The following is a 24,807-nucleotide window of genomic DNA, read 5'->3' as shown; positions in this document are numbered from 1 at the left end:
GATGCGATTAAGTACGCTGTATATGTATAAAAATAGCGCGGAGACCATGACGAAGCGCATGAGCCAGAGCAACGACGTCTACCTTCGGATGTCGGCAGGCAAAACGTTGCTGAAAGCGTCGGATGACCCGGCGGCGGCAACCGACGCGGTAAAGCAGCAGGACGCGCTGGCAAAGCTGGAGATGTATAGCAACGTGCGTTCCCGCACCCGTGGTGCGCTGGAGCACCAGGACAATATTCTCAACGGCGTGGGAAATTTATTAACCACCACGCTGAAGGAAAAAATTGTCGCGGCGAAAAGTGACACGTATTCCGCAGAGGATCGTCGGGCACTGGGGAAGGAGATCGAGGGCATCCGTGCCAATCTGCTGGACCTGGCCAATAACCGTGACGCCAGTGGTAACTATATTTTCTCAGGTTTTCAAACCGCGACTCCTGCATTTGATGACGCCGGCGTTTACCAGGGGGGCGATGAAGCCCGCAGACAAACCGTGGCCGACGGCACTGAAATGCAGGTTGGCCATCTGGGTAATACCGTCTTCGGTGACATCTTTACGGTGCTCGATGCGGCCGTCGCCGCGTTAACCGCCGATCCTGCCGATCCAGATTATGAGGCTAACCTGGATGCCGCACTCAGTGCCGCCATTGTGGAGATAGATGAGGGGATTAACCGTCTGGGCGAAGCGCAGGCCGAGCTCGGCACCAACCTGCAGCAGCTTGATGCGCTGGATCTGTCCGGCGATGTGTTGATCAATGACACCATTGTCAAAGTGCAGAACGCGATTGGCTCCGATACCAGCAAGCTGGTGTCGCTGGTGTCTGAATCACAGATGTCAGAGCTGGCCTTTAATGCCTCGATGTTCGTCTACAAAAAAATGCAGTCGATGAACCTCTTTAATATGTCTTCCAATTAACCCCTGCCGGAACCCGCCGTTCGCGGCGGGTAAAAACTATGTTAACGAAACTCAAAATTTACAGCGCAATCAGCCTGATTATTGGCCTGTTCGCGTTCATGCTGTTCGGCGTCACCGTTTACTCTGTTTATGATGCCGTCTCCAATAACAATAATTTTAAACGTATTGTCGTCGCCGCTGATAATAACGATCATATGCGCGATGCGGCCTATAACATCAGCGCGGTGATGGCCAATACCAACGGACTGATGCTGCAGGCGGCGCTGGGTAACCCGGTCTCGGAAAATGTTGCCAAACACACGCAGAACGTGGTGAAAATTGCGCGCCGCAATATGGATGCGTTTATGGCCTCGCCGTTTAATACCCCGGAAGAGAGCCGTCTGGCTGCCGAGGTCAATACGGCATTTAACGAGGTATATAAGGTTGCTGAAGTGAAACTGGGCTACCTGCAAAACCCGGCAGGGTATTCCGGGTCGCTGGAACACGATATGGAGCTGCGCACCGCGCTGCGTAACAAGGTGGATCAGTACAGCGATGCCAGCGCCCGCCTGAGCGAGAGCTATATTCTTGCCTCCGAACGCGGCTACCAGATCATGCTGGCTGTCGGGATTGTGGTGATGATTCTGGCCATCGGTCTGCTGTTCGCCATTCGTTTCTGGCTGCGTCATACCCTTGTGCGTCGTATGGAAACCACGGTAGAGATGCTGCGTCGTGTGGCGGCGGGCGATCTCAGTCAGGAGATTGAAAGCGGGAGCCAGAATGAAATTGGCAATATGCTGACCGAGCTGGAAACCATGCGTACCTCCCTGACCGGCACCATTCTGGGGATCCGTGAAAGCGTCCAGCGCATCCATACCAACGCCCAGGAAATCGCTCACGGCAATAACGATCTCTCCTCCCGTACGGAAGAGCAGGCGGCAGCCCTCCAGGAAACGGCAGCCAGCATGGAGCAGATCAAAACCACCGTTCGCCAGAACGCCGACAACGCCCACGCGGCGCGGGAACTGGCGGAAAGCGCAAGCCACAACGCGCATAACGGCGGGGAAGTGATGCAGAGCCTGGAGCAGATCATGGCGCAGATCACCACCAGTTCACGCCAGATTGCGGACATTAACGGCGTGATTGACAGCATCGCCAACCAGACCAACATCCTGGCGCTGAACGCGGCGGTGGAAGCGGCGCGTGCCGGTGAACAAGGACGCGGCTTCGCGGTCGTCGCGGAAGAGGTGCGTAACCTGGCAAAACGTAGCGCCGATGCGGCCAAAGAGATCAACCAGCTTATCAACACCAGCGTGAGCAATATTGATATCGGTTCGCGTCAGGTAGGGCAGGCCAGCACCGTGATGCAGGACATTGTTACCTCCGTGTCGCAGGTGACGCAGATCATGGGCGAAATCACGTCGGCATCGGACGAGCAGAGTGCGGGCATCAACCAGATTTCGCAGGCGGTTAACGAAATGGATCTGGTGACCCAGCAGAACGCGGCGATGGTTGAAGAGGCTGCGCTGGCGGCGGGTGAACTGGAAGCCCAGTCCGATGCGCTGGAAAAACTGGTCGCGCAGTTCAGGCTCAATCAGGAAAGTGCGGTGGTGAATGTCGCCGCCGTATCGAATAAGCCGCAGCACCAGAAAGAAAATGCCCTTGCACAGTGGGAAACGTTTTAATTCTGTTAATTAGCGTCATTCATGGCGTCTTATAATGTAACGGGACGCCAGCTAAAATGAAGTAACAGAATGCGCATTTTTATAAAGGCTTATCGCACTATTTGAATGCGCCGTTTCACCGGATAATTCTCACAGAGAATGTCAGGTGGAATGTAATCGTGGATGGTATTTATACGGCCGAAGGGCTGGAAGATAAATCGGTAGTCTGGTCGAAATATCATTATATTGTGCGGCAGGAAGCATTGCGTTTACATAAGCGACTTCCTGCCAGCGTCGAACTTGATGATTTAATTCAGGCCGGATCGATGGGTTTTTTAAGTGCAGTAGAGACCTTTGATCCGAAAAAAGGCGTGGCGCTCAGCGCCTGGATAACCCAGCGGGTGAAATGGGCGCTTCTGGATGAATTGCGGGAAAGTGACTGGGTACCCCGCCGGGTCAGAACCCATTCGCGTGAAATTGTGGCCATTATCCAGCAGATCGAACAGGAGAAAGGCGGCGAAGCCACCGAGTCCGATATTTCGCAGCGGATGGGCGTATCGCTGAAAGAATTTCAGCAGATGCTCGCGGATAATAACAGCAGCCAGATGTATTCCGTGGATGAGTTACAGGAGAACTATGCCGACAGTTGGGAAAATATTGATGACGAAAACGAGCAGCTTAATCCTGTTCATGATGCTATCCGGCAGGATCTGATCGCACAGATCACCCGGCATTTTGCGTTTATTCCCGAAAGAGAGCAGCTTTTACTGCAGTTATATTATCTTCAGGATATGAACATGAAAGAGATTGGCCTGATTCTGGACATTACTGAAACGCGCGTCAGTCAGTTACACAGTCTGGCCGTAAAAAGGTTAAGAAGCCGCATGGAAGCCGATTGCAAATAATTACAGCATATTAACATTCACAGCTTTAATGAGGTAAATCGCGCAGCGTTAACCATTAACCGTAAGGTTTAACAACGTTTAATAATGGTTAATTTAATTACAAAACAATGAGTTGTATGTAATCGAAGGATTTGCGGAAATTTCCGCCACTTGTTCGGAAAATACTTAGTGTTTATGATTTTGCCAGTTTTGTGATGCAGCCTCCTTTGGCATTGAACGGTCAGTTTCTCATTTACTGGGGAAGGAAACCTTACTTCAGTGAATATCAATGCCAAAAGACTCTCTGCATCAGTTCGGTTGTTTTATATCTCTAAACTGACATGCCAAATCGTTGGCTGAATAACATTGGGAGTTTTCACCTGTGTCCAATTTCGACGAGTACCTGCAAAATATTCATGACATAAATCTGTCTTATCTTCTGTTGGCGCAGCAGCTGATTCGCCAGGATAAATTTGCGGCCGGTTTTCGCCTCGGATTATCTGAAGGCACCATTGATAACCTGAAAGAACTTTCGCTGCCGCAATTAATGAAGCTGGCAACGACTAATCAGCTTATTTGTCGTCTGCGTGTCGATGATGAAGTGGTTATTGAAAATCTGACCAAGGATTCTCGTATTGAAGCCCTGCAGCAGATCCACACCGGTATTATTTTGTCAACGAATCTTCTGAACGCGCTGAGCGAAGAAGATGCTGTCGCAGCGCAGGAGGCATAATATGTGCGGTGAAAAAAGTCTGTTGCAGGAAATTGAAGAAGTGAATATCGCCATGGGATTAATTTCACTCGGGGCGAGAATGCAGGTGCTGGAGTCGGAAACATCGCTCAGTCGTCGCCGTCTTCTGCGTTTATATAAAGAATTACGCGGCTGTCCACCGCCGAAAGGGATGCTGCCGTTTTCAGAAGACTGGTTTATGTCGTGGGAGCAGAATATTCACTCTTCCATGTTCTACAACATTTACCTGTATCTGAAAAATACGGAACAGGGGCGTCCCATTGAAATGCTGATGAAAACCTATCGTCTTTATCTGGAGCAGTGCAGTTCCTGTTCCGATGATAAACCGGTGCTGGGGCTGACGCGTGCCTGGACATTATTACGATTTATCGACTGCGGCATTATTTCCCGTAAAGCCTGCAACGTCTGTGGCGGTGGATTTGTTGTCACCACTGAATTTATTAAGAACCCATTTACCTGCAGTTTGTGCAGTCCGCCGTCGCGTGCACTGAAAAAGTCCCAGGTGAGTAACACCGGGCTGTTGGGAAGCTATGTCTCGCCGGAAATTATGACGGCGTAACCCCGATGACGGCTGTGCGCAAGATGGCGTTTACCTGATGCCGGGAGAACCGGCATCGGTCAGATAAAGTAAAAGGAGAGTGTGTGTTAGTTATTGTTGGCTATCTTGTTGTCATCCTGACCGTTTTTGGTGGTTTTATTCTGTCCGGCGGGAATCTGATGGCACTGTTCCAGCCGCTGGAATTGCTGATTATCGGCGGCGCCGGGGTAGGGGCGTTTATTGTTGGTAACAACGTTAAATCCCTGAAGGCCACCGGGAAAGCGTTGGTCAAAGTCTTCATTGGTAAGCGTTATAACAAAGCGGTTTATATGGATCTGATGGCGCTGATGTTTCTGCTGCTGTCTCAAAGCCGCGTGCACGGACTCATGTCGCTGGAAAAAGACATTGAAGATCCGCAAAACAGCGATATTTTTAGCGCCTATCCCCGCCTGATGAGCGACCCCATGCTCGCCAACTTCATCCTCGACTATTTCCGCCTGATGATCGGCGGCAGCATGAATTCCCATGAAATCGAAGCCCTGATGGATGAAGAGATCGAAACCTGCGAAGAAGAGCTGGAAGTCCCTGCCCATAGCCTCAATACGGTGGGGGATGCGTTTCCGGCTTTCGGTATTGTGGCGGCGGTCATGGGCGTGGTGAACGCGCTGGGCGCGGCTGACCGCCCGGCGGCGGAGTTGGGCATGTTGATTGGCCACGCGCTGGTGGGAACCTTCCTCGGCATTCTGATCGCGTACGGCTTCGTTCTGCCACTGGCGACCCTGCTGCGTCAGAAAAGCTCCGATCAGGTTAAAATTCTTCAGTGTATTAAAGTCACGCTGCTCTCCAGCCTGAACGGCTATGCCCCGCAGATTGCCGTCGAATTCGGACGTAAAACCATCTTTACCAGCGAGCGCCCTTCATTTGAAGAGCTGGAAGAGCATGTCCGCGAAGTGAAGTCCAACGCCACGCTGAAAACCAAATCGGCGGACACTGCTGCATGAAAAACGTCACGCCTGTCATCATTTCGCGTAAGCGCAAAAAGAAAAAGCACGCGCATCACGGTGGGACGTGGAAGATTGCCTATGCCGATTTTATGACGGCAATGATGGCTTTCTTCCTGGTCATGTGGCTGCTTTCCCAGTCGACGGATATGGAAAGGGAGCTGATTGCCGATTACTTCCGCATGCCGCTTAAACCGTCCATGGCAAACGGCAACAAAACCAGCCTCAGCGACAGCGTCATTCCCGGCGGTGGGGATGACATTCTCAAGCAGCAGGGTGAGGTGCTGAAGAGTCAGGTCAACGCGGTGGACCGACACAAGCGCGTTGAAAGCCTGAAGCAGGCAAAAGAGAAGCTGCAAAAAATGATCGAAGCCGATCCGCGGCTGAACAACTTTAAATCCAACATTCTGCTGAACCTCACCAACGATGGCCTGCTGATCCAGATCACCGATTCTCAGGATCGCCCGATGTTCCGCGTGGGCAGCGAGCTGCCGGAATCTTACATGAACGGCATTTTGCAGGCGCTGGTGCCGCTGCTTCAGGAGCTTCCGAATGCACTTAGTCTGACCGGACATACCGACTCGCTGCCCTATGCGGGCGGCGACGGGGGTTACAGCAACTGGGAACTCTCCGCCGGACGCGCAAACGCCGCGCGCCGGGTGCTGGTGCGGGCCGGACTTCACGATGAGCGTTTCTTACGCGTGATTGGCACCGCCAGCCGGATGCCGCTGGAAAATACGCCCCCGGAGAGCGCGGTTAACCGCCGGATAAGCATCCTGGTGCTGAGCAAAACGAAAGAACAGGAGATCCGCCTGGAGGACACCCAGGCTCAGCGTGCGCAAAGCGTGTTGAGTGAGATCAATCTGCAAAACGTGCAGGGTTATACCGATGGACATGAATGATTTTTCGCAGATCTTCTTTACCGAAGCGGAAGAACTGCTGGCCGAAATGGAGCAGCAGCTGCTTCAGCTTGATGTGACGACGCCGGACCAGGAGCAGCTCAACGCGATTTTTCGTGCGGCGCATTCGCTGAAAGGCGGCGCGGCGACCTTCGGCTTCACCGCCCTTCAGGAGACGACCCATCTGCTTGAAAATCTGCTCGATCAGGCGCGAGCAGGAGAACGTGCGCTCAGCCGCACCATCGTTAATCTTTTTCTGGAATGTAAGGACATTATGCAAGCGCAACTGGAGGCTTATCAGTCGTCGCAGGAGCCAGATGAAGCCAGTTTCCGCTATATCTGCGAGGCCCTGAGAGCCATTGCCCTTGAAGGGCAGCAGCCTGAATCCGTCGCAAAACCCGAACCTGCGCCGGTTCAGGCGAAAAATGCCGCCGATGAGGTGCGCCTTCTGGTCACGCTTTCGAACGTTGACGCGCGTGAACAGACGATGCTGCGGGAAGAGCTGTCGCATATGGGCAGCATTGCTGACGTTGAAACGACGGCTGAAAGCATGAAGGTGACGCTGCTGACCAGCGCCACCGCGGACGATATTACCGCCGTGCTCTGTTTCGTCCTGAATGCCACTCAGATTGCGGTCACGCCCGCTGAACTGCCGCCGACCGTGGTGGCCGAAAGCGCACCTGTGGCTGCCCCTAAAGCCGTCGCTTCGCCAGCGCGCGCGGCCGGTCAGGAATCGGGCAGCATTCGCGTGGCGGTGAGTAAAGTCGATCAGATCATCAACCAGGTTGGCGAGCTGATTATCACCCAGGCGATGCTCTCCCAGCTGTCGCGCACCCTTGACCCTGCCAGCTACGATCTGTTTTCTGGCTGCGTGGCGCAGATGGAGCGTAACACCCGCGAGCTGCAGGAGTCGGTGATGTCCATTCGCATGATGCCGATGGATTACGTCTTTAGCCGCTTCCCGCGGCTGGTGCACGATCTGGGCTCTCGCCTGAATAAAGAGGTCGAACTGACCCTTAAAGGGGGGTCAGCCGAACTGGATAAGAGCCTGATCGAGCGCATTATCGACCCGCTGACTCACCTGGTGCGTAACAGCCTTGACCACGGCATCGAAGAGAAAGAGGTGCGCGTCGCAAAAGGCAAACCGGTGACCGGCAACCTGACGCTCTCGGCCGAACACCACGGCGGCAATATCGTGATTGAAGTGAGCGACGACGGTGCGGGGCTGAACCGGGAGAAAATCCTCGCGAAAGCCCGTTCTCAGGGGATGACCATCAGCGACACCATGAGCGATGAAGACGTGTGGATGCTGATCTTCGCCGCCGGTTTCTCCACCGCTGAGAGCGTGACGGACGTCTCCGGGCGCGGTGTGGGCATGGACGTGGTTCGACGCAATATTCTGGCGATGGGCGGGCACGTGGATGTGCTTTCGACACCGGGTACCGGGACGACCATCCGGATTATTCTGCCGCTGACGCTGGCGATCCTCGACGGCATGCTGGTGAAAACCGGAGACGAGATTTACGTCCTGCCGCTGGGCGCGGTGATGGAATCGCTGCGGCCAACCGAAGAGATGCTGTGTCGCTTTGTCGGCGAAGAGCGGCTGCTGCAGGTGCGCGGTGAATATCTGCCGCTGGTGCTGCTGCGTCAGCGTCTCTCGGTGGCGGGTGATGCTCCTGCCGACGACGGCATCGTGGTTATTGTGCAAAGCGCGGGCTGTCGCTATGCGCTGTGGGTCGATCAGCTTATCGGTCAGCAGCAGGTGGTGGTCAAGAACCTTGAACATAACTACCGCAAAGTTCCTGGCGTCTCTGCAGCGACCATCCTCGGGGATGGCAGCGTGGCGCTGATCCTTGATGTGGTTGAGCTGTCGACGCTCAACGCTCCACAACCCCGGAGGGAGGGGGTAAACGCATGACTGTAGCAACCGCCAGTAAACTCGCCGCAACCGACGCTATCGCGCAGGAATACCTGGTATTCCGCCTGGGCAACGAAGAGTACGGCATCGATATTTTGAAAGTGCAGGAAATCCGCGGCTGCGATAGCCTGACCCGCATTCCCAACGCACCGAATTTTATTACCGGTGTGACCAACCTGCGCGGCGTGATTGTGCCGATTGTCGATTTACGGGTGCGCTTTGACCTTCCCAACCCGTCGCAGGATGACAACACGGTGGTGATTGTGCTCAATCTTAACGATCGCGTTGTGGGGATCGTGGTCGACGGCGTGGAGGATGTGCTGTCAATGAATGCGGAGCAGATCAAACCGACGCCGGACGTGGCCTCTGTACTCTCTTCCCGCTACCTGCTGGGACTGGGGGTTCTCGACCGTCGAATGATTATTCTGGTGAATATCGAGATGCTGCTGAGCCGGGAAGAGATGGAGCTGGTGGATTCGGTTACGGAGTCTTATATCGACAGCCATTGAGGTTGCAACGCGCACACCGGCGGTGACCCCCCTGCGGAGGTTGCCGCTAATTCATAAGCCGCTATTATGAATCCTCCTGTATTCAGAACGCGCTAAGGTGTGCCAGATACTATGCCTGTCAATTTTGACCTCAACGATCTCTACGCTTTCAGAGCGCTGCTGGAATACGGTAACTTCCGTCTTGCCGCCGAGTCTATCTGCCTTTCCCAGTCGGCATTGAGCCGCAGGATTGAAAAGCTGGAGGCGGCGCTGGGAAACCGGCTGTTTGACCGTACTACCCGTCGCGTGGCCTTAACGTTATACGGGCAAAACTTTGCTGAACGCTCCGCGCAGCTGCTCGACAACGTTGAGTCAATGCTGGCGGATGTTGATAAAGTCAGTGAAGAGCGGACGGGGCTGATCGCGGTTGCCACGGTACCTTCCGCCGCCTGTTACTTTATGCCTGATGTGATCCGTCGTTTTCAGTCTCGCTATCCGCGCGTTCGCATTAAGCTCATCGACAGCAGCGCGGGGAATGTGATTGACGCCGTGGCCCGAAGCCAGGCGGATTTTGGCATCTGCTTCGCGGGAAACTTGCCGTCTGAAATCGAATTTTTCCCGCTGGTGGAGGATGTCTATGTTGCGGCGTGCCGAAAGGATCACCCGCTGGCGCAGAAGAGTCATCTGACGTGGCAGGCATTTTATCAGCAGGATTATATCTCCCTCGATAAAACATCAGGTAACCGTAACCTGCTCGATCGGATGCTAGGGAATATCATTCCTGAACGCCCCAGCGTCTGCGAAACGCGCCACGTTACCACGATGCTCGGCATGGTAGAGGCGGGGATCGGCATTGCTGCCGTTCCCGCCATGTCGATGCCGACGTCAGAGCACACGCTGCTGACGCATCTGCCGCTGATGGCGCCGGAAGTGAAACGCACCGTGGGGCTTATCCGGCGCCGGGGGCGCATCCAGTCCTATATTGCGGCTGAACTGGAAAAACAGATTACCGAGCAGTATCGCCGGACGTGACGGGGATCATCCCCGTCTCCTGGATGACGGCCCTTGAGGGCGGTGAAGCGAGATAGGCCAGCAGCGCTTTCCCCTCCGCGGGATGTTCTGCATGGCGGGTGACCGCACCCGCGAAGCGTGTGATGTATTGCAGATTATCAGGGATTTTCCCGATAAAGGTGACGCCCTGAACCGGCAGCAGCTCGCTGACCTGCTGGAAACCGACGGCGTATTTTCCTTTCGCCACTTCTGAGGCGACCGGAATACGCTCGACCATTGTCGCTTTGCCCGCCACTTCCTTTTCAATCCCCAGCTTTTTAAACAACGCCTGGCTGACATACCTGCCGCTGGCGCTGTCAGAGTAGGCGATGGAGCTGGCCTGCAGCAGCGTGTTACGCAGAGTCGCTTCGCTGCTGATATCAGGGACATCCGCACCTTTTTTCACCACCATGCCAACGGGAGAGTCCGCGAGTTCAGTTCGTGAACCCGGCTGGGTCTGGCTGGCTTTTTCGAGCTTCTCCAGCGCATCGCCCACCATAATCACCACGTCGGCTTTTTCGCCGCGCGCCAGTCGGTTTGGGATCGCCTGCGGCGTCGTGCCCATTGAGGGGCCGGGGATGATCACAATTTTATCCCCGGTCCGGCGTTCATATTCCGGGGCCAGCTTTTCAAGGGCGGCTTTGAAGCCGCCTGAAATCATGACCTTCACGTCCTGGGCACAGGCATTGACGCTCAGGAACGTCAGCACCAGCGCGCTGGCGGTATAGCGATAAGTGCGTTTCATACTGCCCCCTGTGACTTGACGGTGTTTTGCAGCGATACCGCGCGGCGGCGGTAGAGGTAGAGCGTCGCCAGCAGGGCACACACGGCAGCGAAACTCATCCAGTAGCCAGGCGAAGCTTTGTCACCGGTATATTCAATCAGCGCGGTGGACATTACCGGGGTAAAGCCGCCAAAGACCGCCGTTGCCAGGCTGTAAGCCAGAGAGAACCCTGCCACGCGCACTTCAGCAGGCATAATCTCCGTCAGGGCCGGGATCATCGCGCCGTTATACAGGCCGTAGAGGAAGGAGAGCCACAGCAGCACGCTCAGCATCATCGAGAAGCTGGGGGCGCTCGCCAGCAGCGTCAGGGCGGGGTAGCTGGTCGCCAGCGCCAGCAGGGCCATGGCAATCAGCACCGGCTTGCGCCCGAAGCGATCCGACAGCGCGCCGCCCACCGGCAGCCAGATAAAGTTAGAAATCGCCACCAGCAGCGTGACCAGCAGGCTGTCCGAGGCGCTGAGCATCAGCACCTTTTTGCCAAAGGTGGGGGCGTAGACGGTGATCAGGTAGAACGCGGTGGTGGTCATCGCCACCATCAGCATGCCCGCGACCACCACCTGCCAGTTGCCAAGCAGCGTTTTAAAGACCTGACGCATCTCCAGATGCTGGCGGCGCGCGCTGAACTCTTCCGTCTCCTCCAGCTTGCGGCGCAGGAAAAAGATAAACGGTACGATTAAACAGCCGAACAGGAACGGGATGCGCCAGCCCCATTCGCGAATGACGCTCTCCTCCATCAGGGCATTTAGGGCAAAGCCCATTGCCGCCGCGACCATAATCGCAACCTGCTGGCTGCCGGACTGCCAGCTGGTGTAAAACCCTTTGCGGCCCGGCGTGGCGATTTCAGCCAGATAAACAGAGACGCCGCCCAGTTCTGCCCCGGCGGAAAAGCCCTGCAGCAGACGGCCCGTCAGCACCAGCAGCGGCGCCCACAGGCCGATGCTTTGATAAGAGGGGATAAGCACAATCAGGAACGTCCCCGCCGCCATGATGGAAAGCGTGACGATCAGCCCCTTTCTGCGCCCCACCTTGTCGATATACGCACCAAGCACAATGGCCCCGATGGGCCGCATCAAAAAGCCCGCGCCGAAGACGGCGAAGGTCATCATCAGCGACGCAAATTCACTGCTCGCCGGGAAGAACGTGTGGGCGATGTAGGTGGCATAGAAGCCGAAAAGAAAGAAATCGAACTGTTCAAGAAAGTTGCCGGACGTCACGCGAAGTATCGCGCCCGCTTTCGAGCGTACGGTTGCAGGTGAGGTTGAGGAAAACATGGTTATCTCCAGTTTATTGTTGACGTTTTACGCGTCTGTTTCTGAAAACTGGATCAGGATGAGGAAATAGATAAGCGCAAATGTCGCATCGGCTGATGCATTTTTTGCATGAATATCATTCGCCGGATAAATACAATTAATGGCAACAATAACTTAACAATTGATTGATTTTTTATTCACCACTTTTTGCTAAGTGGCTGATATCACGGTTTTGTGACATAACGCAGGCTCATGTCTGTCTGCGACTGCCGGGCAGCGTTGCGCCGCCCGACCTGTCTCAACCTAGCGCTGTGAACAGCCTTTGCACTGTTTGTTCTGGATCTGCTGGAAGAAATCGTTGCCTTTGTCATCCACCAGGATAAAAGCCGGGAAGTTCTCGACTTCAATTTTCCAGATGGCTTCCATTCCCAGCTCCGGATACGCGACGCATTCCAGGCTCTTAATGCTGTTTTGCGCCAGCACCGCCGCCGGGCCACCAATGCTGCCCAGGTAGAAGCCGCCGTGCTTATGGCAGGCGTCGGTCACCTGCTGGCTGCGGTTGCCTTTCGCCAGCATAATCATGCTCGCACCGTGGGATTGCAGTAAGTCCACATATGAGTCCATACGTCCCGCCGTGGTCGGGCCGAGTGAGCCAGACGCGTAGCCTTCCGGCGTTTTGGCCGGGCCTGCGTAGTAAATCGGATGATCTTTAACGTACTGCGGCAGTTCCTCGCCGTTGTCGAGCAGCTCTTTCAGCTTCGCGTGGGCAATATCGCGCGCCACGATGATGGTACCGTTCAGCGACAGGCGGGTAGAGACCGGATGCGCGGAAAGCTGTGCCAGGATCTCAGTCATCGGTTTGTCCAGATTGATGCTGACCACGTCGCCTTCACCCTGCTGGCGCAGTGATTCAGGAATATACTGGCCCGGGTTGTGCTCCAGCTTCTCAATCCAGATCCCGTCGCGGTTGATTTTCGCTTTGATATTGCGGTCTGCGGAGCAGGAGACGCCCATGCCGATCGGACAGGAGGCGCCGTGGCGCGGCAGGCGGATCACGCGGATATCGTGGGCGAAGTATTTACCGCCGAACTGCGCGCCGAGGCCGAGGTTCTGGGCTTCCTGGAGCAGTTCCTGTTCTAGCTGAACGTCGCGGAACGCCTGGCCGTGTTCGTTGCCTTCGGTTGGCAGCGCGTCGTAGTAGCGCGTGGAGGCCAGCTTCACGGTTTTCAGGGTGCTTTCGGCAGAGGTACCGCCAATCACAAACGCGATATGGTAAGGCGGGCAGGCCGCAGTGCCCAGGGTGCGCATCTTCTCAACCAGGTAGTTTTTCAGCTTCGCCGGGGTGATCAGCGCTTTGGTTTCCTGGTAGAGATAGGTTTTGTTGGCAGAGCCGCCGCCTTTTGCCATGCAGAGGAATTTGTATTCGTCGCCGTCCACGCTGTAGAGATCGATCTGCGCGGGCAGGTTGGTGCCGGTATTCACCTCTTTATACATGTCCAGCGCCGCATTCTGAGAGTAGCGCAGGTTATCTTCAATATAGGTGTTATACACGCCCTGGCTCAGCGCCGCTTCGTCACCGCCGCCGGTCCAGACGCGCTGGCCTTTTTTACCCATGATGATAGCGGTGCCGGTATCCTGGCAGGTTGGCAGCACGCCTTTGGCGGCAATTTCAGAGTTACGCAGGAACTGCAGGGCAACGTATTTGTCGTTCTGGCTGGCTTCCGGGTCGTTGAGAATGGCGGCAACCTGCTTCTGGTGGGAAGGGCGCAGCATAAACGCGGCATCGTGGAAGGCCTGCTGTGCCAGCAGGGTCAGGGCTTCCGGCTCCACTTTCAGCACTTCCTGGCCGTCGAACTCGGCAACGGAAACGTGCTCTTTGGTCAGCAGATAGTATTCGGTGTCATCGTGCGCGAGAGGGAAGGGGTTCTGGTAGATAAACGGTTTGTTTGACATAGCGTATTGCTCCACAAAAATAAAACCGCCGGAGGAGAAGTCCGGCGGTCAGGAATCAGAACATCATGGACATCCACGGATAACCAATCAGCAGCAGGGCCGCCAGGAAGATGGCACCGAAGATGGTGCCGAGGCGCCAGTAGTCTTTGGTTGGCAGGTAGCCACTACCGTAGTAAATCGGGCTTGGGCCAGTACCGTACGGGGTGATGATCCCCATCACGCCCAGCGAGGTCACCATCAGCAGGACAAACACTTCCATATTCATGCCCGGAATGGTGGAGGCGATGGTCAGCATCGCTGGCAGCAGCGCCGTCGTGTGCGCGGTGGTGCTGGCAAACAGGTAGTGCAGCAGGTAGAACGCCAGCAGCAGGACGATAGTCGCCACGCCCGGGGAGATACCGCTCATCAGCAGGCCGCCTTCTTTACCTAACCAGCTGATAAAGCCGGTAGAGGAGAGGCCATCCGCCAGGGCCACCAGGGTGGCGAACCAGACGAAGGTGTTCCATGCGGCTTTGTTACCGGTGATATCGTTCCACTCCAGCACGCCGGTCCACAGCATCAGACCGACGATGAGCAGGGCCGCCATGGCAGGCTCAATCCACGCGGCAGCGAAGATCCACATCAGCAGCGCACAGCACACGAACACCAGCAGCAGAATTTCATTCCGGGACAGTTTGCCGAGTTTTTCCAGCTCGCGGGTCGCCCACAGCGGCACTTCGTTATTCACTTTGACTTCGGGTGGGTAGAACCAGTAGGCCAGCAGCGGCATGGCCAGAATCAGCAGGATACCCAGCGGCAGGAAGGCGAGGAACCAGGTGCCCCAGGAGATATCAATCCCAACCGTACTTTTCACCAGCGCCAGGGCCAGCAGGTTTGGCGCGAGGGCGGAGAGGAACATTGAGCTGGTGATACAGGCCGCGGTGATCGCCACCCACATCAGGTACGAACCGATTTTGCGTGCGCTTGGATCGTTAGGTTTTGAACCGTACAGCGGCGGAAGGTTAGCGATAATCGGGTAGATGGTCCCGCCGCTACGCGCGGTGTTGGACGGGGTGAACGGTGCCAGCAGCAGATCAGCAAACGTAATGGCGTAACCGAGCGTCAGGCTGCGACGTCCCAGGTACTTCACCAGAATCAGCGCCAGACGGCGGCCGAAGCGGGTTTTGTCATAGCCTGCGGCGAACATAAAGGCACCGAAAATCAGCCAGACGGTAGAGTTACCAAACCCGCTCACCGCCCATTTAAAGGAGGCGCCTGCCAGCTTGAATTTCGGGTCAGCCAGCTGGTCAGGGCTGAACAGCACCCACTGGCTGCACAGGGCGATGGCGACGACGCCGGTCAGGCCGATCACCGCACCCGGCAGCGGTTCGAAGATCAGACCGACGATCACGCCGACAAAGATGGCGAAGTAGTGCCATGCGTAAGGCGGCAAGCCTTCAGGAACGGGAACAAACAGCAGCAGTACGGCGACGACGATGGGTAATGCCATCATCAGCAATCGTTTTGCGTTTCCATTTGATGCCTGGTTCGCCACAGGGGGCGTTACAGCAGTTTTTGTATTCATAGTTTCACGTCTTAAGTTGTCAAAAATTCGGTCGCACTGAAAAACAAAATCACTTTCTTAAGTTTCTTTGCTTTTTTTAGTTATTAAAGGTGCTTTCTTGTGTTTTCAGTAATAGCGATTTAACGCGTTTTTGTCTGCGTTAAATTAAAAAATGATGATGTTTTTATATTGCGCTTTTGAATGCCATAACTATTGATCGCGATCAAAAAAATAGAATTGCAGCATTATTTTTATGCTTTTATTAATAACCACTCTGGCGTATGTGGGTATTGTGTGTTTTTCGCGTATTTTTTATCATTTTTTTAACAATTTTGGTTTTGGTGTATTCATAATGTGTTGTTTTTATTTGGTTTATATATGTTTTGGTGAATTGGTTTTACCATTAATAATTTAACGATTTTTAAATTATTGTGAATAGCTAAATTATAATTGCTAACACCAATGTGTTATTTGTGTTATCGCAGGGATTAAATAGTTTTTTAACTAACGTAATAGCTTTGGAAACTAAAAAAATCATTATATTAATATCATGACATCGGCAAATAACGACGAAATAAAAAATCAATCCGATAACGAATTCTTAATTTTTAAAAGTTTGGAGTTTCTATTATGAGCACTAACGAACGCATTCTTAGCCCCTTCACATTACCGAATGGCACTGAACTGAAAAACCGTTTGTTAATGGCCCCTATGACAACCTGTACCGGCTATTTTGACGGCACCGTCACCAGTGAGCTGGTGGAGTATTATCGGGCCCGTTCCGGCAGCATTGGTACCATCATTGTGGAGTGTTGCTTCGTCGACGATCTTGGTCTCGCCTTCCCGGGCGCGATTGGTATTGATAATGACGAGAAAATTGCCGGGCTGGCGAAAATCGCAGAGGCCATTAAATCCAAAGGGTCTAAGGCGCTGCTGCAGATCTACCACGGCGGCCGCATGGTCGATCCAAAACTGATTGGTGGCCGTACCCCGGTTGGCCCAAGTGCCGTAGCCGCGCCGCGTGAAGGTGCCGCAACGCCGGTAGCCCTGACCGCTGAAGAAGTGGAAGGCATGATCGGCAAGTTTGGTGAGGCCGTGCGCCGCGCCATCCAGGCCGGTTTCGACGGCGTGGAAATCCACGGGGCGAACACCTATCTGATTCAGCAGTTCTATTCACCAAACTCTAACCAGCGCGATGATGAGTGGGGCGGCAACCGCGATAACCGCGCGAAGTTCCCGCTGGCGGTGCTGGATATCACCCACAAAATGGTGCGCCAGTACGCGGACGACGCGTTTATTATTGGCTACCGCTTCTCCCCGGAAGAGATGGAAGTCCCGGGCATTCGCTTTGACGACACCATGTACCTGCTGGAAAAACTGGCAGCGCGCGGCGTGGACTATCTGCACTTCTCCGTCGGCGCGACCCTGCGTCCGTCCATTGTCGACACCCAGGACCCGACTCCGCTTATCGAAAAATACTGCGCGATGCGTTCTGAAACGCTGGCACAGGTTCCTGTCATGGGCGTGGGCGGCGTGGTGAATGCTTCAGATGTGGATGAAGCGCTGGACCACGGTTACGACCTGATTGCGGTTGGCCGCGCCACCATCGCTTATCCGGACTGGACCGACCGCATCGCGGCCGGCGAAAGCCTTGAGCTGTTTATGGACAGCACCAGGCGCGAGGCGTTGAGCATTCCTGAACCGCTGTGGCGCTTCTCGCTGGTAGAAGCGATGATCCGCGACATGAGCATGGGCGAATCCAAATTCAAACCGGGTACCTTTGCTGAGAAAGTGCAGGATGACGCTAACGAACTGGTGATTAACGTCAGTCTGGAAACTGACCGCATTGCGGACATTGAGCTTGCTTCCGGCCCGAGTGAAGACGTTGAGTTTGTGACCAGCTTTGAAGAGATCCGTACCCGCATTCTGGATGCCAATACCCCGCATGTGGATGCCATCACCGGCGCAACCAGCCAGAGTGAAGCGGTGAAGAAAGCGGTCTCTAAAGCGATGCTGAAATCCAGCAAAGCGCTGGCGGCGGAAGAGGGCGTTGACCTGAATGAAACCCGCAGCGTGGACGTGGTCGTTGTCGGCAGCGGCGGCGCCGGTCTGGCGGCGGCGATTCAGGCTCACGACGAAGGCGCGAACGTGCTGATTGTCGAGAAAATGCCAACCATCGGCGGGAACACCATCAAAGCTTCTGCCGGTATGAACGCCGCCGAAACCCGCTTCCAGCGCGTGAAGGGCATTCAGGACAGCAAAGAGTTGTTCTACCAGGAAAGCCTGAAAGGTGGCGGCAACAAGAACAACCCGGAACTGCTGCGTCGCTTTGTCGAGAACGCGCCGCAGGCGATTGAATGGCTGGCAACGCGCGGCATCATGCTGAACGACATCACCACCACCGGCGGGATGAGCATTGACCGTACTCACCGCCCAAAAGACGGTTCTGCGGTGGGGGGCTATCTCATCAGCGGCCTGGTGCGTAACGTCAACAAACGCAACATCGAGGTGATGCTGGATACCTCCGTAAGCGACATCATCTTCGAAAACGGTGAGGTGACCGGCGTACGTCTGACTACCGAAGAGAACGAAACCGTCACCGTGGCAACCAAAAGCGTGATTGTCGCCACCGGTGGCTTCAGCGCCAACAGCCAGATGGTGGTGAAATACCGTCCGGATCTGGAAGGGTTCGTCACCACCAACCACAAAGGGGCAACCGGTGGCGGCATCGCGCTGCTGGAGCGCATCGGGGCGGGTACCGTGGATATGGGCGAAATTCAAATTCACCCAACCGTGGAGCAGAAAACCTCGTACCTGATTTCCGAATCCATTCGCGGCGGCGGGGCGATTCTGGTCAATCAGAAAGGGGAACGCTTCTACAACGAAATGTCGACCCGCGATAAAGTCTCGGCGTCAATCATCGCCCTGCCAGAGAAATACGCTTACATCGTCTTTGATGAGCACGTCCGTGCCAAAAACAAAGCCGCAGATGAGTACATCGCGAAAGGTTTCGTGACCAGCGCCAGCTCACCAAAAGCTCTGGCTGAAACGCTGGGTATGGATTACCACGCTTTCCTGGCGACGCTGGAACGTTACAACGGTTTCGTAGAAAAACAGCACGATGACGATTTTGGTCGTACCACCGCGCTGCGTGCGCCCATCAACGAAGGGCCTTTCTACGCCATTCAGATTGCGCCAGGCGTGCACCACACCATGGGCGGCGTGACCATCAACACCGAAACTTGCGTGCTGGACAGCAACCACAACGTGCTGCCAGGCGCGTTTGCGGCCGGTGAAGTGGTCGGCGGGATCCACGGCGGTAACCGTATCGGCGGTAACGCAGTGGCAGATATCATTATTTTTGGTACGCTTGCAGGACATCAGGCGGCTATGCGTTCGAAAAAGAGGTAAGGCACCTGTTTCCCAGGCCGGATACGCACAGCGCTATCCGGCATTTTCCCCGGCGGCACGGTGCTTGCCGGGGCTACATCTGAGGACTCATGCCATGCCTGACAGCCATCGCGTTTACAGCTACTCCGCCGTCCTGATGGGCTCACCCATCCTCCTGAAACTCTTCTCCCATGACGAAGCCCTCGCGTCCCGCGTGTTTCGCCTGATCAAACAGTATGAAGATCTGCTCACCGTTAATCGCGCGCACTCGCAGGTCATGGACATCAATCATGTGGCTGGTCAGCATCCGGTTACCGTCAGCCGGCCGGTGTTTGAGCTGATCCGCTGTGCAAAAGCGGCAAGCCTGCTTAAAGACAGCGCCTTTAACCTGGCCATAGGTCCGCTGGTGAAGCGCTGGAAAATTGGTTTTCAGGGTGACAGCGTACCGCCCGCTGATGAAATTGCGTCGCTGCTGGCGATTACCCGTCCTGAGGATGTTCTTCTTGATGAGGCCAGCAGCAGCGTGTTTCTGACCAGAGCGGGGATGGAGATCGATCTGGGGGCCATCGCCAAAGGCTATATCGCCGACAGGGTGCGTGATTACCTTCATAAAGAGGGCGCGGAGCGGGGGCTGATCAACCTCGGCGGAAACATTCAGACGTTAGGCTCACCGGAAGGAGGCTGGAGCGTGGGGCTGAAAAAACCGTTCGCCGGTGACGCGCTGATCGGCACGATGACCGTAGAGAACCTGTCCGTCGTGACGTCGGGAACGTACGAGCGCTACTTCGAACAGAACGGCAAACGCTACCACCACATTCTCGACCCGCGTACCGGCTATCCGCTGGACAACGAGCTGGACAGCGTGACGATTATTTCTAAAAACTCCATCGACGGCGACATCTGGACCACGCTGATGTACGGCATGGGCGTGGATAAGGGCTGTGCCGCCCTGCGCGCGCGCCCCGATATTGAAGCAATCTTTGTGACCAAAACAAAAGAAGTGGTGTTCTCTTCAGCACACCACTTCCGCTTTACCCTGCTGGATAACGACTACTGCGTTACTGACAGTATTGCTTGAGCAGGCCGGTTTGCTCCGGCTGGAGACGGTAGCGATACACCGGACGGCCGGTGGCGCCGTAGTGAATGCTGGTGAACAGAATGTTGATTTGCGCGAGCCAAATCAGGTATTTGCGACAGGACACGCGAGAGATATTGACGGCGTTTGCCAGGTCATCGGTGGAAAATTCCGTCTCCGGGTGAGCATCAATCCACTGGCAAATCGTGCGCAGCGTTTGCGGCGTTAACCCCTTCGGCAGCTTTTTACTGTCCGCCAGTTCCGGCGCCCCGCCGTGGATCAGCCGGTCGACGTCGGCCTGCTCATAATACTGGTGCGAACCCATCAGGTTATGCTTTGCCTTCCAGCCGTTCAGCGCCTCTTCAAAGCGCGGGAACTGGAACGGCTTTATCAGATAATCCACCACGCCGTAATGAATGGAGGTCTGGATCGTGGCGGCATCGGCAGCCGACGAAATCATAATCACATCGATTGGGCGACCGGATGCACGAATAACGGGCAGCAGATCCAGCCCGTTATCCTGCTGCATATAGACATCCAGCAGCACCAGATCGACAGGCTGGCTGGGGTTATTAATGATGGCCTCGGCCTGGTTTAGCGTGGAGGCGACACCGCAGCAGCTAAAGCCTTCAACACGATTGACATACAGACGGTTGAGGTCGGCTACCATGGCGTCATCATCGACAATTAATACATTTATCACGCGATATTCCTCTCGCTATCCCAGGGGATGTGAACAAAAAATTGGGTAAATACGCCTGGCTCAGACTCGACGGTGATATCGCCGCCGAGGTTCTGGATTTGCTGGCGAGCAAGGAACAGCCCAACGCCGCGGTTTTCACCTTTTGTTGAGAAGCCCTTTGTAAAAATAGCCTCCAGCTGAGTGGGATCAATGCCGGGGCCATCGTCGCTGACTTCGCAGCTGAGCCAGCCATTCTGATAATGCAGCAGCAGGCCGATCTCACCTTCCTGCTGTCCTTCCATCGCGTCGAGCGCGTTTTCAATGAGGTTACCCAGCACGGTGATCAGCACCGCGACCTGCTCTTCACTCGCGGTATCCGGTATCTGGCATTCATCCGCCAGTGTCAGGGTGATGCCCGCTTCTTTCGCCCGGTTGATTTTACCCAGCAGGAACCCGGCAATTACCGGGGATTTTACCTTGCTCTGTATCGTACCGATATCCGTCTGGTAATTATGTGCCGTCTGAATGATGTACTCTTCCAGCTTGTCGTAGCGCTTCATGTGCAGCAGGCCCAGGATCACATGCAGTTTATTCATAAACTCGTGGGTATGGCTGCGCAGGGCATCGACGTAGTTAACCATGCCATCAATACGCTGCATTAGCTGGCTGATTTCCGTTTTATCACGGAAGGTGGTGATGGCGCCGATCACCCGATCCTGACTTTTAACGGGCACCATATTGCACAGCAATAGACGCCCGTTACAGCTGATCTCCTGATCCTGGCGCGCGACGCCCGTCTTAGAGACTTCACGCAGGCTGGCCAGCAGAGGCGCACTGGCGTTTTCGGTCTGCTTGCCGGAGGGGAGAAGCAATATTTCTCTGGCAGTCTGGTTGATCATCGTCACGCGCCCGTGAATATCGACGGCCAGCACCCCCTCGCGAAGCGACTGCAGCATCGCCTGACGTTGTTCGAACAAGGCGGAAATTTCGTAAGGTTCGAGCCCGAACAGGATGCGTTTCAGTACCCGCACCAGACCCCAAATCGCCATGGAACTCATAAAAATACTGAATAAAATGGTCCAGACGGCGTTTAGCCGCCCGCGGGCAATCTGATCTTCCACTTTTTTGAGGGAGATACCGACCACCACCACACCGATCTGGTCGTGCTGGCTGTCGTAAACGGGGGTGAAGACGCGAAGCGCTTCGGCGAGGGCGCCGCGGTTTACAGAGACATTCTCTTTACCTTCCAGCGCTGGCTCCAGGTCGTTACCAATAAAGTGCAGGCCGATGAGCGCTTCGTTCGGGTGCGAGTAGCGAATCCCTCGCATGTCGGTCACCACGGTGAGCAGCAGATCGTTGCGCTGGGTGACGGCTTTGGCGATGGGCTGAATGATATCCGCCTGCGGAGGCTGCATCAGGCCGCGCTGGATCTCCGGGGTGTTGGCCAGCGTTCTGGCGATACCCAGAGCCGTATCTTTAACATCATCGCGGGTCGCCCGGGTGATTTGTACGGAGTAGAGCGCAAAGACCACCAGCAGCACAGAGGCAATAATCGCGCACACCATCAACGTGACCAGCGTATTCAGTTTCATGGGGCGCTTGCGCGTCAGGAGGAAAGGCTGCAAATCGCTCATCAACACTCCACGATGATTAAGAAAGGGGGTAATTATCGCCGATGACGCGCTTTTCTTAAAGCCATGTAAAGGCGTGTATTTGGTCCTCTTTTCGTGACCCTCCTCGCAGGTCATCCATATAAAACACTTTATAGTGTGTGGGTACTCATAATAAGGAGGCTGTTTATGAGCATTATGCTTACCGGTTCGGTCAAGGAAAGACGGCACGCCAGCACGATGAATATTGATAGATTGTCCACGCTGGACATGCTGAAAGTCATTCACCAGGATGATGCACTCATTTCTGCTGCGATCACCCCCTGTTTACACACCCTCGCTCGCGTAGTGGACAACGCCGCCGCGACGCTCAGCCACGGCGGTCGCCTGGTCATCGTTGGCGCGGGGCCGTCAGGGCGCGTTGCGCAACAGGTTGCCGATGACTATGCGCCGGGTAAAACCCCTGTGATTGCCGTTACGGCACAAGAAGGGGAAGGGAGCTACGAGCGCGGTGTTGCCGATCTGCAGGCCATCAAGTTTGGTGAGCACGATATGATGCTGGCCGTCACCGTCAGCGGAAAAACGCCGTGGGTCTGGGGGGCAATGCGGCATGCGTGGTCGCTGGGTTCACCGGTCGCCATTATTACCGGTGATGCGCAAAGTGAAGCCGCGCAGCTGGCAAGCCTGATCATTGCTCCCGAGCTGGGAGCCGATGTCGTCGCAGGCTATATCAACACCAAAGCGGGGACTGCGCAGAAAATGATCCTCTCGATGATCGCCACCGGGCTGGCCGTCCGAACCGGACGCGTTTACAGCAACCTGCGCGTGGATCTCGAGGCAAGCACGACCAAATGGGCTGAACGGCAAATCGCGATTGTGGTGGAAGCGGGGGGATGCTCCCGGACAGAGGCAAAAGCCGCGCTGGAGAGCTGTAACCATAACTGTAAAACGGCGGTATTGATGGTGCTGACAGGGCTGGATGCGTGGAAAGCCCATGAGCTGCTGGCGCAGAATAACGGGTTTATCCGCGTGGCACTGCAGGAAGCGCCATAGAGCCTGATAAATGACATAAAAAAGGCCGCAATTGCGGCCTTTGGTATTTTGGGGAATTAGAACTGGTAGGTCATGCCGACGCCAACGATGTCATCGGTGGAAATACCGTATGCGTCATAAAGCGTTTCATCGTTGTCCAGCATGTTGATTTTGTAATCAACATAGGTGGAGAAGTTTTTGTTGAAGCTGTAGGTCATGCCCAGATCAATGTAGTTAACAAGATCCTGATTGAATCCCTTACCGTCCAGATCTTTACCTTTTGAGTAAACCCATGCCAGAGAAGGACGCAGACCGAAGTCAAACTGGTATTGCGCTACCGCTTCAAAGTTCTGAGTCTGGTTGGCGATACCAAAGTTACCAATTGGTGTCATGTTGCGGGTTTCCGCATACATCATCGCCAGGTAGACGCTGTTTGCATCGTATTTTGCGCCAACGGTCCAGGCTTCAGCTTTTTCACCGCCCGCGTAGCCGATGCCTTCTGAGCTTTTACCGAATCCAACCTGCTTGTTGGTACGGTCAGAAGACGAGTACGCCGCACCGAGGCTCAGGCCAGACAGATCGCCAGAGAAGTCATAGGTGGTAGACATGCCGAAGCCGTCGCCGTTCTGGAAACGAACATCATCATGACCGTTTTTAGTACCTTCCTGATCTTCTGTTGCATCCTGGCCTTCATTCGCGCCCTGATATTGCAGCGCGAAATTCAGACCCTCAACCAGGCCGAAGAAATCCTGGTTACGGTAAGTTGCCAGACCGTTCGCACGACCGTTCATAAAGTTATCGGTCCAGGTGTAAGAGTCACCGCCAAATACAGGCAGCATATCGGTCCAGGCTTCAACGTCGTACACGACGCCGTAATTACGGCCATAATCGAATGAACCGTATTCGCCATATTTCAGGCCAGCATACGCCAGGCGGTTAAACGATTTGTCACCCGCGCCTTCGGTGTCGTTAGCGTAGGTTTTGTATTCCCACTGGCCGTAACCGATCAGGTCGTTAGCGATCTGGGTTTCGCCTTTAAAACCAATCTGCACATAGGTTTCGTCGCCGTCGTCGCCAGCGTTGTCAGAGAAGGTGTGACGCGCATCGACTTTGCCGTACAGGTCAACTTTGTTGCCGTTTTTGTTGTACATCTCAGCCGCATTTGCTGCGCCTGCCATTAATAACGCGGGTACAAGAATTGCCAGAACTTTTCTTTTCATTATATATTCCCTTAAAAGATAATTTATATGAATATATGTAATCACTCTCCGTGATTACAAGGTCGATACTATTCCAGGAGATGTCATTTAGTTTCAAAAATAAATGTAATTAAATTCGATGAAATATTGCTAAGTATTTCTATTAATCTCTTTATTTTTCTGGTGAATTAATTCATTGAATTT

20 protein-coding genes are annotated in these 24,807 nt (G+C 54.8%); 13 read left to right on the top strand and 7 right to left on the bottom strand.

Annotated elements, in window-relative coordinates:
* Position 1: 1 nt before the first annotated feature.
* From flgL to psrA, 10 genes are all read left to right on the top strand, one after another.
* Entirely contained in the window at positions 2–913 is a 912-nt protein-coding gene (gene flgL, locus FU672_RS02770) for a flagellar hook-associated protein FlgL (RefSeq protein WP_148242127.1), read from the top strand.
* A 38-nt stretch (positions 914–951) separates the two neighbouring features.
* Complete coding sequence (locus FU672_RS02765; RefSeq protein ID WP_148242040.1) at positions 952–2,577, top strand: methyl-accepting chemotaxis protein; 1,626 nt, start codon at positions 952–954, stop codon at positions 2,575–2,577.
* A 158-nt stretch (positions 2,578–2,735) separates the two neighbouring features.
* Positions 2,736–3,461: an RNA polymerase sigma factor FliA gene (fliA, locus tag FU672_RS02760; RefSeq protein ID WP_148242126.1), complete on the top strand. Its 726-nt coding sequence runs from the start codon at positions 2,736–2,738 to the stop codon at positions 3,459–3,461.
* 361 nt (positions 3,462–3,822) lie between these two features.
* Positions 3,823–4,173 carry a flagellar transcriptional regulator FlhD gene (gene flhD, locus FU672_RS02755; RefSeq protein WP_148242039.1) on the top strand — a complete coding sequence of 117 codons (351 nt, stop codon included), beginning with the start codon at positions 3,823–3,825 and terminating at the stop codon, positions 4,171–4,173.
* Between the two features lies 1 nt (position 4,174).
* The gene (flhC, locus tag FU672_RS02750; RefSeq protein ID WP_148242038.1) at positions 4,175–4,750 is read left to right on the top strand and encodes a flagellar transcriptional regulator FlhC; all 576 of its coding nucleotides are present in this window, start codon (positions 4,175–4,177) and stop codon (positions 4,748–4,750) included.
* An 83-nt stretch (positions 4,751–4,833) separates the two neighbouring features.
* Positions 4,834–5,730 carry a flagellar motor stator protein MotA gene (motA, locus tag FU672_RS02745; protein WP_148242037.1) on the top strand — a complete coding sequence of 299 codons (897 nt, stop codon included), beginning with the start codon at positions 4,834–4,836 and terminating at the stop codon, positions 5,728–5,730.
* Positions 5,727–6,632, top strand: a complete 906-nt coding sequence (gene motB / locus FU672_RS02740) for a flagellar motor protein MotB (RefSeq protein ID WP_148242036.1) — start codon at positions 5,727–5,729, stop codon at positions 6,630–6,632. Before motA ends, motB begins: the two co-directional genes overlap by 4 nt.
* Positions 6,619–8,547, top strand: a complete 1,929-nt coding sequence (cheA, locus tag FU672_RS02735; RefSeq protein ID WP_148242035.1) for a chemotaxis protein CheA — start codon at positions 6,619–6,621, stop codon at positions 8,545–8,547. The genes motB and cheA overlap by 14 nt, the downstream gene beginning before the upstream one ends.
* Entirely contained in the window at positions 8,544–9,056 is a 513-nt protein-coding gene (locus FU672_RS02730; RefSeq protein WP_148242034.1) for a chemotaxis protein CheW, read from the top strand. The genes cheA and FU672_RS02730 overlap by 4 nt, the downstream gene beginning before the upstream one ends.
* Before the next feature lie 111 nt (positions 9,057–9,167).
* Positions 9,168–10,067, top strand: a complete 900-nt coding sequence (gene psrA / locus FU672_RS02725) for an L-proline-binding transcription factor PsrA (RefSeq protein WP_148242033.1) — start codon at positions 9,168–9,170, stop codon at positions 10,065–10,067.
* On the opposite strand, the gene FU672_RS02720 is transcribed toward psrA, so the two are convergent.
* The 4 genes from FU672_RS02720 to FU672_RS02705 form a co-directional block, all read right to left on the bottom strand.
* Positions 10,042–10,830 (bottom strand): substrate-binding domain-containing protein, encoded by a 789-nt coding sequence (locus tag FU672_RS02720; protein WP_148242032.1) that lies wholly within the window; start codon positions 10,828–10,830, stop codon positions 10,042–10,044. The two genes, psrA and FU672_RS02720, sit on opposite strands and share 26 nt — an antisense overlap.
* Entirely contained in the window at positions 10,827–12,140 is a 1,314-nt protein-coding gene (locus tag FU672_RS02715) for an MFS transporter (protein ID WP_148242031.1), read from the bottom strand. The genes FU672_RS02720 and FU672_RS02715 overlap by 4 nt, the downstream gene beginning before the upstream one ends.
* Positions 12,141–12,422: 282 nt before the next feature.
* Entirely contained in the window at positions 12,423–14,072 is a 1,650-nt protein-coding gene (gene fumA, locus FU672_RS02710) for a class I fumarate hydratase FumA (RefSeq protein WP_148242030.1), read from the bottom strand.
* Between the two features lie 55 nt (positions 14,073–14,127).
* Positions 14,128–15,636, bottom strand: coding sequence for an anion permease (locus tag FU672_RS02705; protein ID WP_074147235.1), 1,509 nt, complete (start codon positions 15,634–15,636; stop codon positions 14,128–14,130).
* 609 nt (positions 15,637–16,245) lie between these two features.
* On the opposite strand from FU672_RS02705, the gene FU672_RS02700 reads away from it, so the two are divergent.
* Positions 16,246–19,026, top strand: a complete 2,781-nt coding sequence (locus tag FU672_RS02700) for a flavocytochrome c (protein ID WP_148242029.1) — start codon at positions 16,246–16,248, stop codon at positions 19,024–19,026.
* Positions 19,027–19,120: 94 nt separating this feature from the next.
* Positions 19,121–20,083, top strand: coding sequence for an FAD:protein FMN transferase (locus FU672_RS02695; protein WP_148242028.1), 963 nt, complete (start codon positions 19,121–19,123; stop codon positions 20,081–20,083).
* On the opposite strand, the gene dcuR is transcribed toward FU672_RS02695, so the two are convergent.
* Both dcuR and FU672_RS02685 read right to left on the bottom strand, forming a co-directional pair.
* Positions 20,064–20,783, bottom strand: coding sequence for a two-component system response regulator DcuR (gene dcuR, locus FU672_RS02690; protein ID WP_024909745.1), 720 nt, complete (start codon positions 20,781–20,783; stop codon positions 20,064–20,066). The genes FU672_RS02695 and dcuR overlap by 20 nt on opposite strands.
* On the bottom strand, positions 20,780–22,396 hold the full coding sequence (locus FU672_RS02685; protein WP_148242027.1) for a sensor histidine kinase: 1,617 nt from the start codon (positions 22,394–22,396) through the stop codon (positions 20,780–20,782). The genes dcuR and FU672_RS02685 overlap by 4 nt, the downstream gene beginning before the upstream one ends.
* Positions 22,397–22,561: 165 nt before the next feature.
* Here FU672_RS02685 and FU672_RS02680 point away from each other — a divergent pair, with 165 nt between their 5' ends.
* Complete coding sequence (locus FU672_RS02680; RefSeq protein WP_148242026.1) at positions 22,562–23,425, top strand: N-acetylmuramic acid 6-phosphate etherase; 864 nt, start codon at positions 22,562–22,564, stop codon at positions 23,423–23,425.
* A 56-nt stretch (positions 23,426–23,481) separates the two neighbouring features.
* Here the strand turns inward: FU672_RS02680 and ompC are convergent, their stop codons facing one another.
* Positions 23,482–24,624, bottom strand: coding sequence for a porin OmpC (gene ompC, locus FU672_RS02675; protein ID WP_148242025.1), 1,143 nt, complete (start codon positions 24,622–24,624; stop codon positions 23,482–23,484).
* Positions 24,625–24,807 lie beyond the last annotated feature (183 nt).

It is taken from the genome of Enterobacter asburiae (assembly GCF_008080435.1).
GTDB lineage: Bacteria > Pseudomonadota > Gammaproteobacteria > Enterobacterales > Enterobacteriaceae > Enterobacter > Enterobacter asburiae_C.
This window is presented reverse-complemented; position numbering and strand designations above follow the sequence as displayed.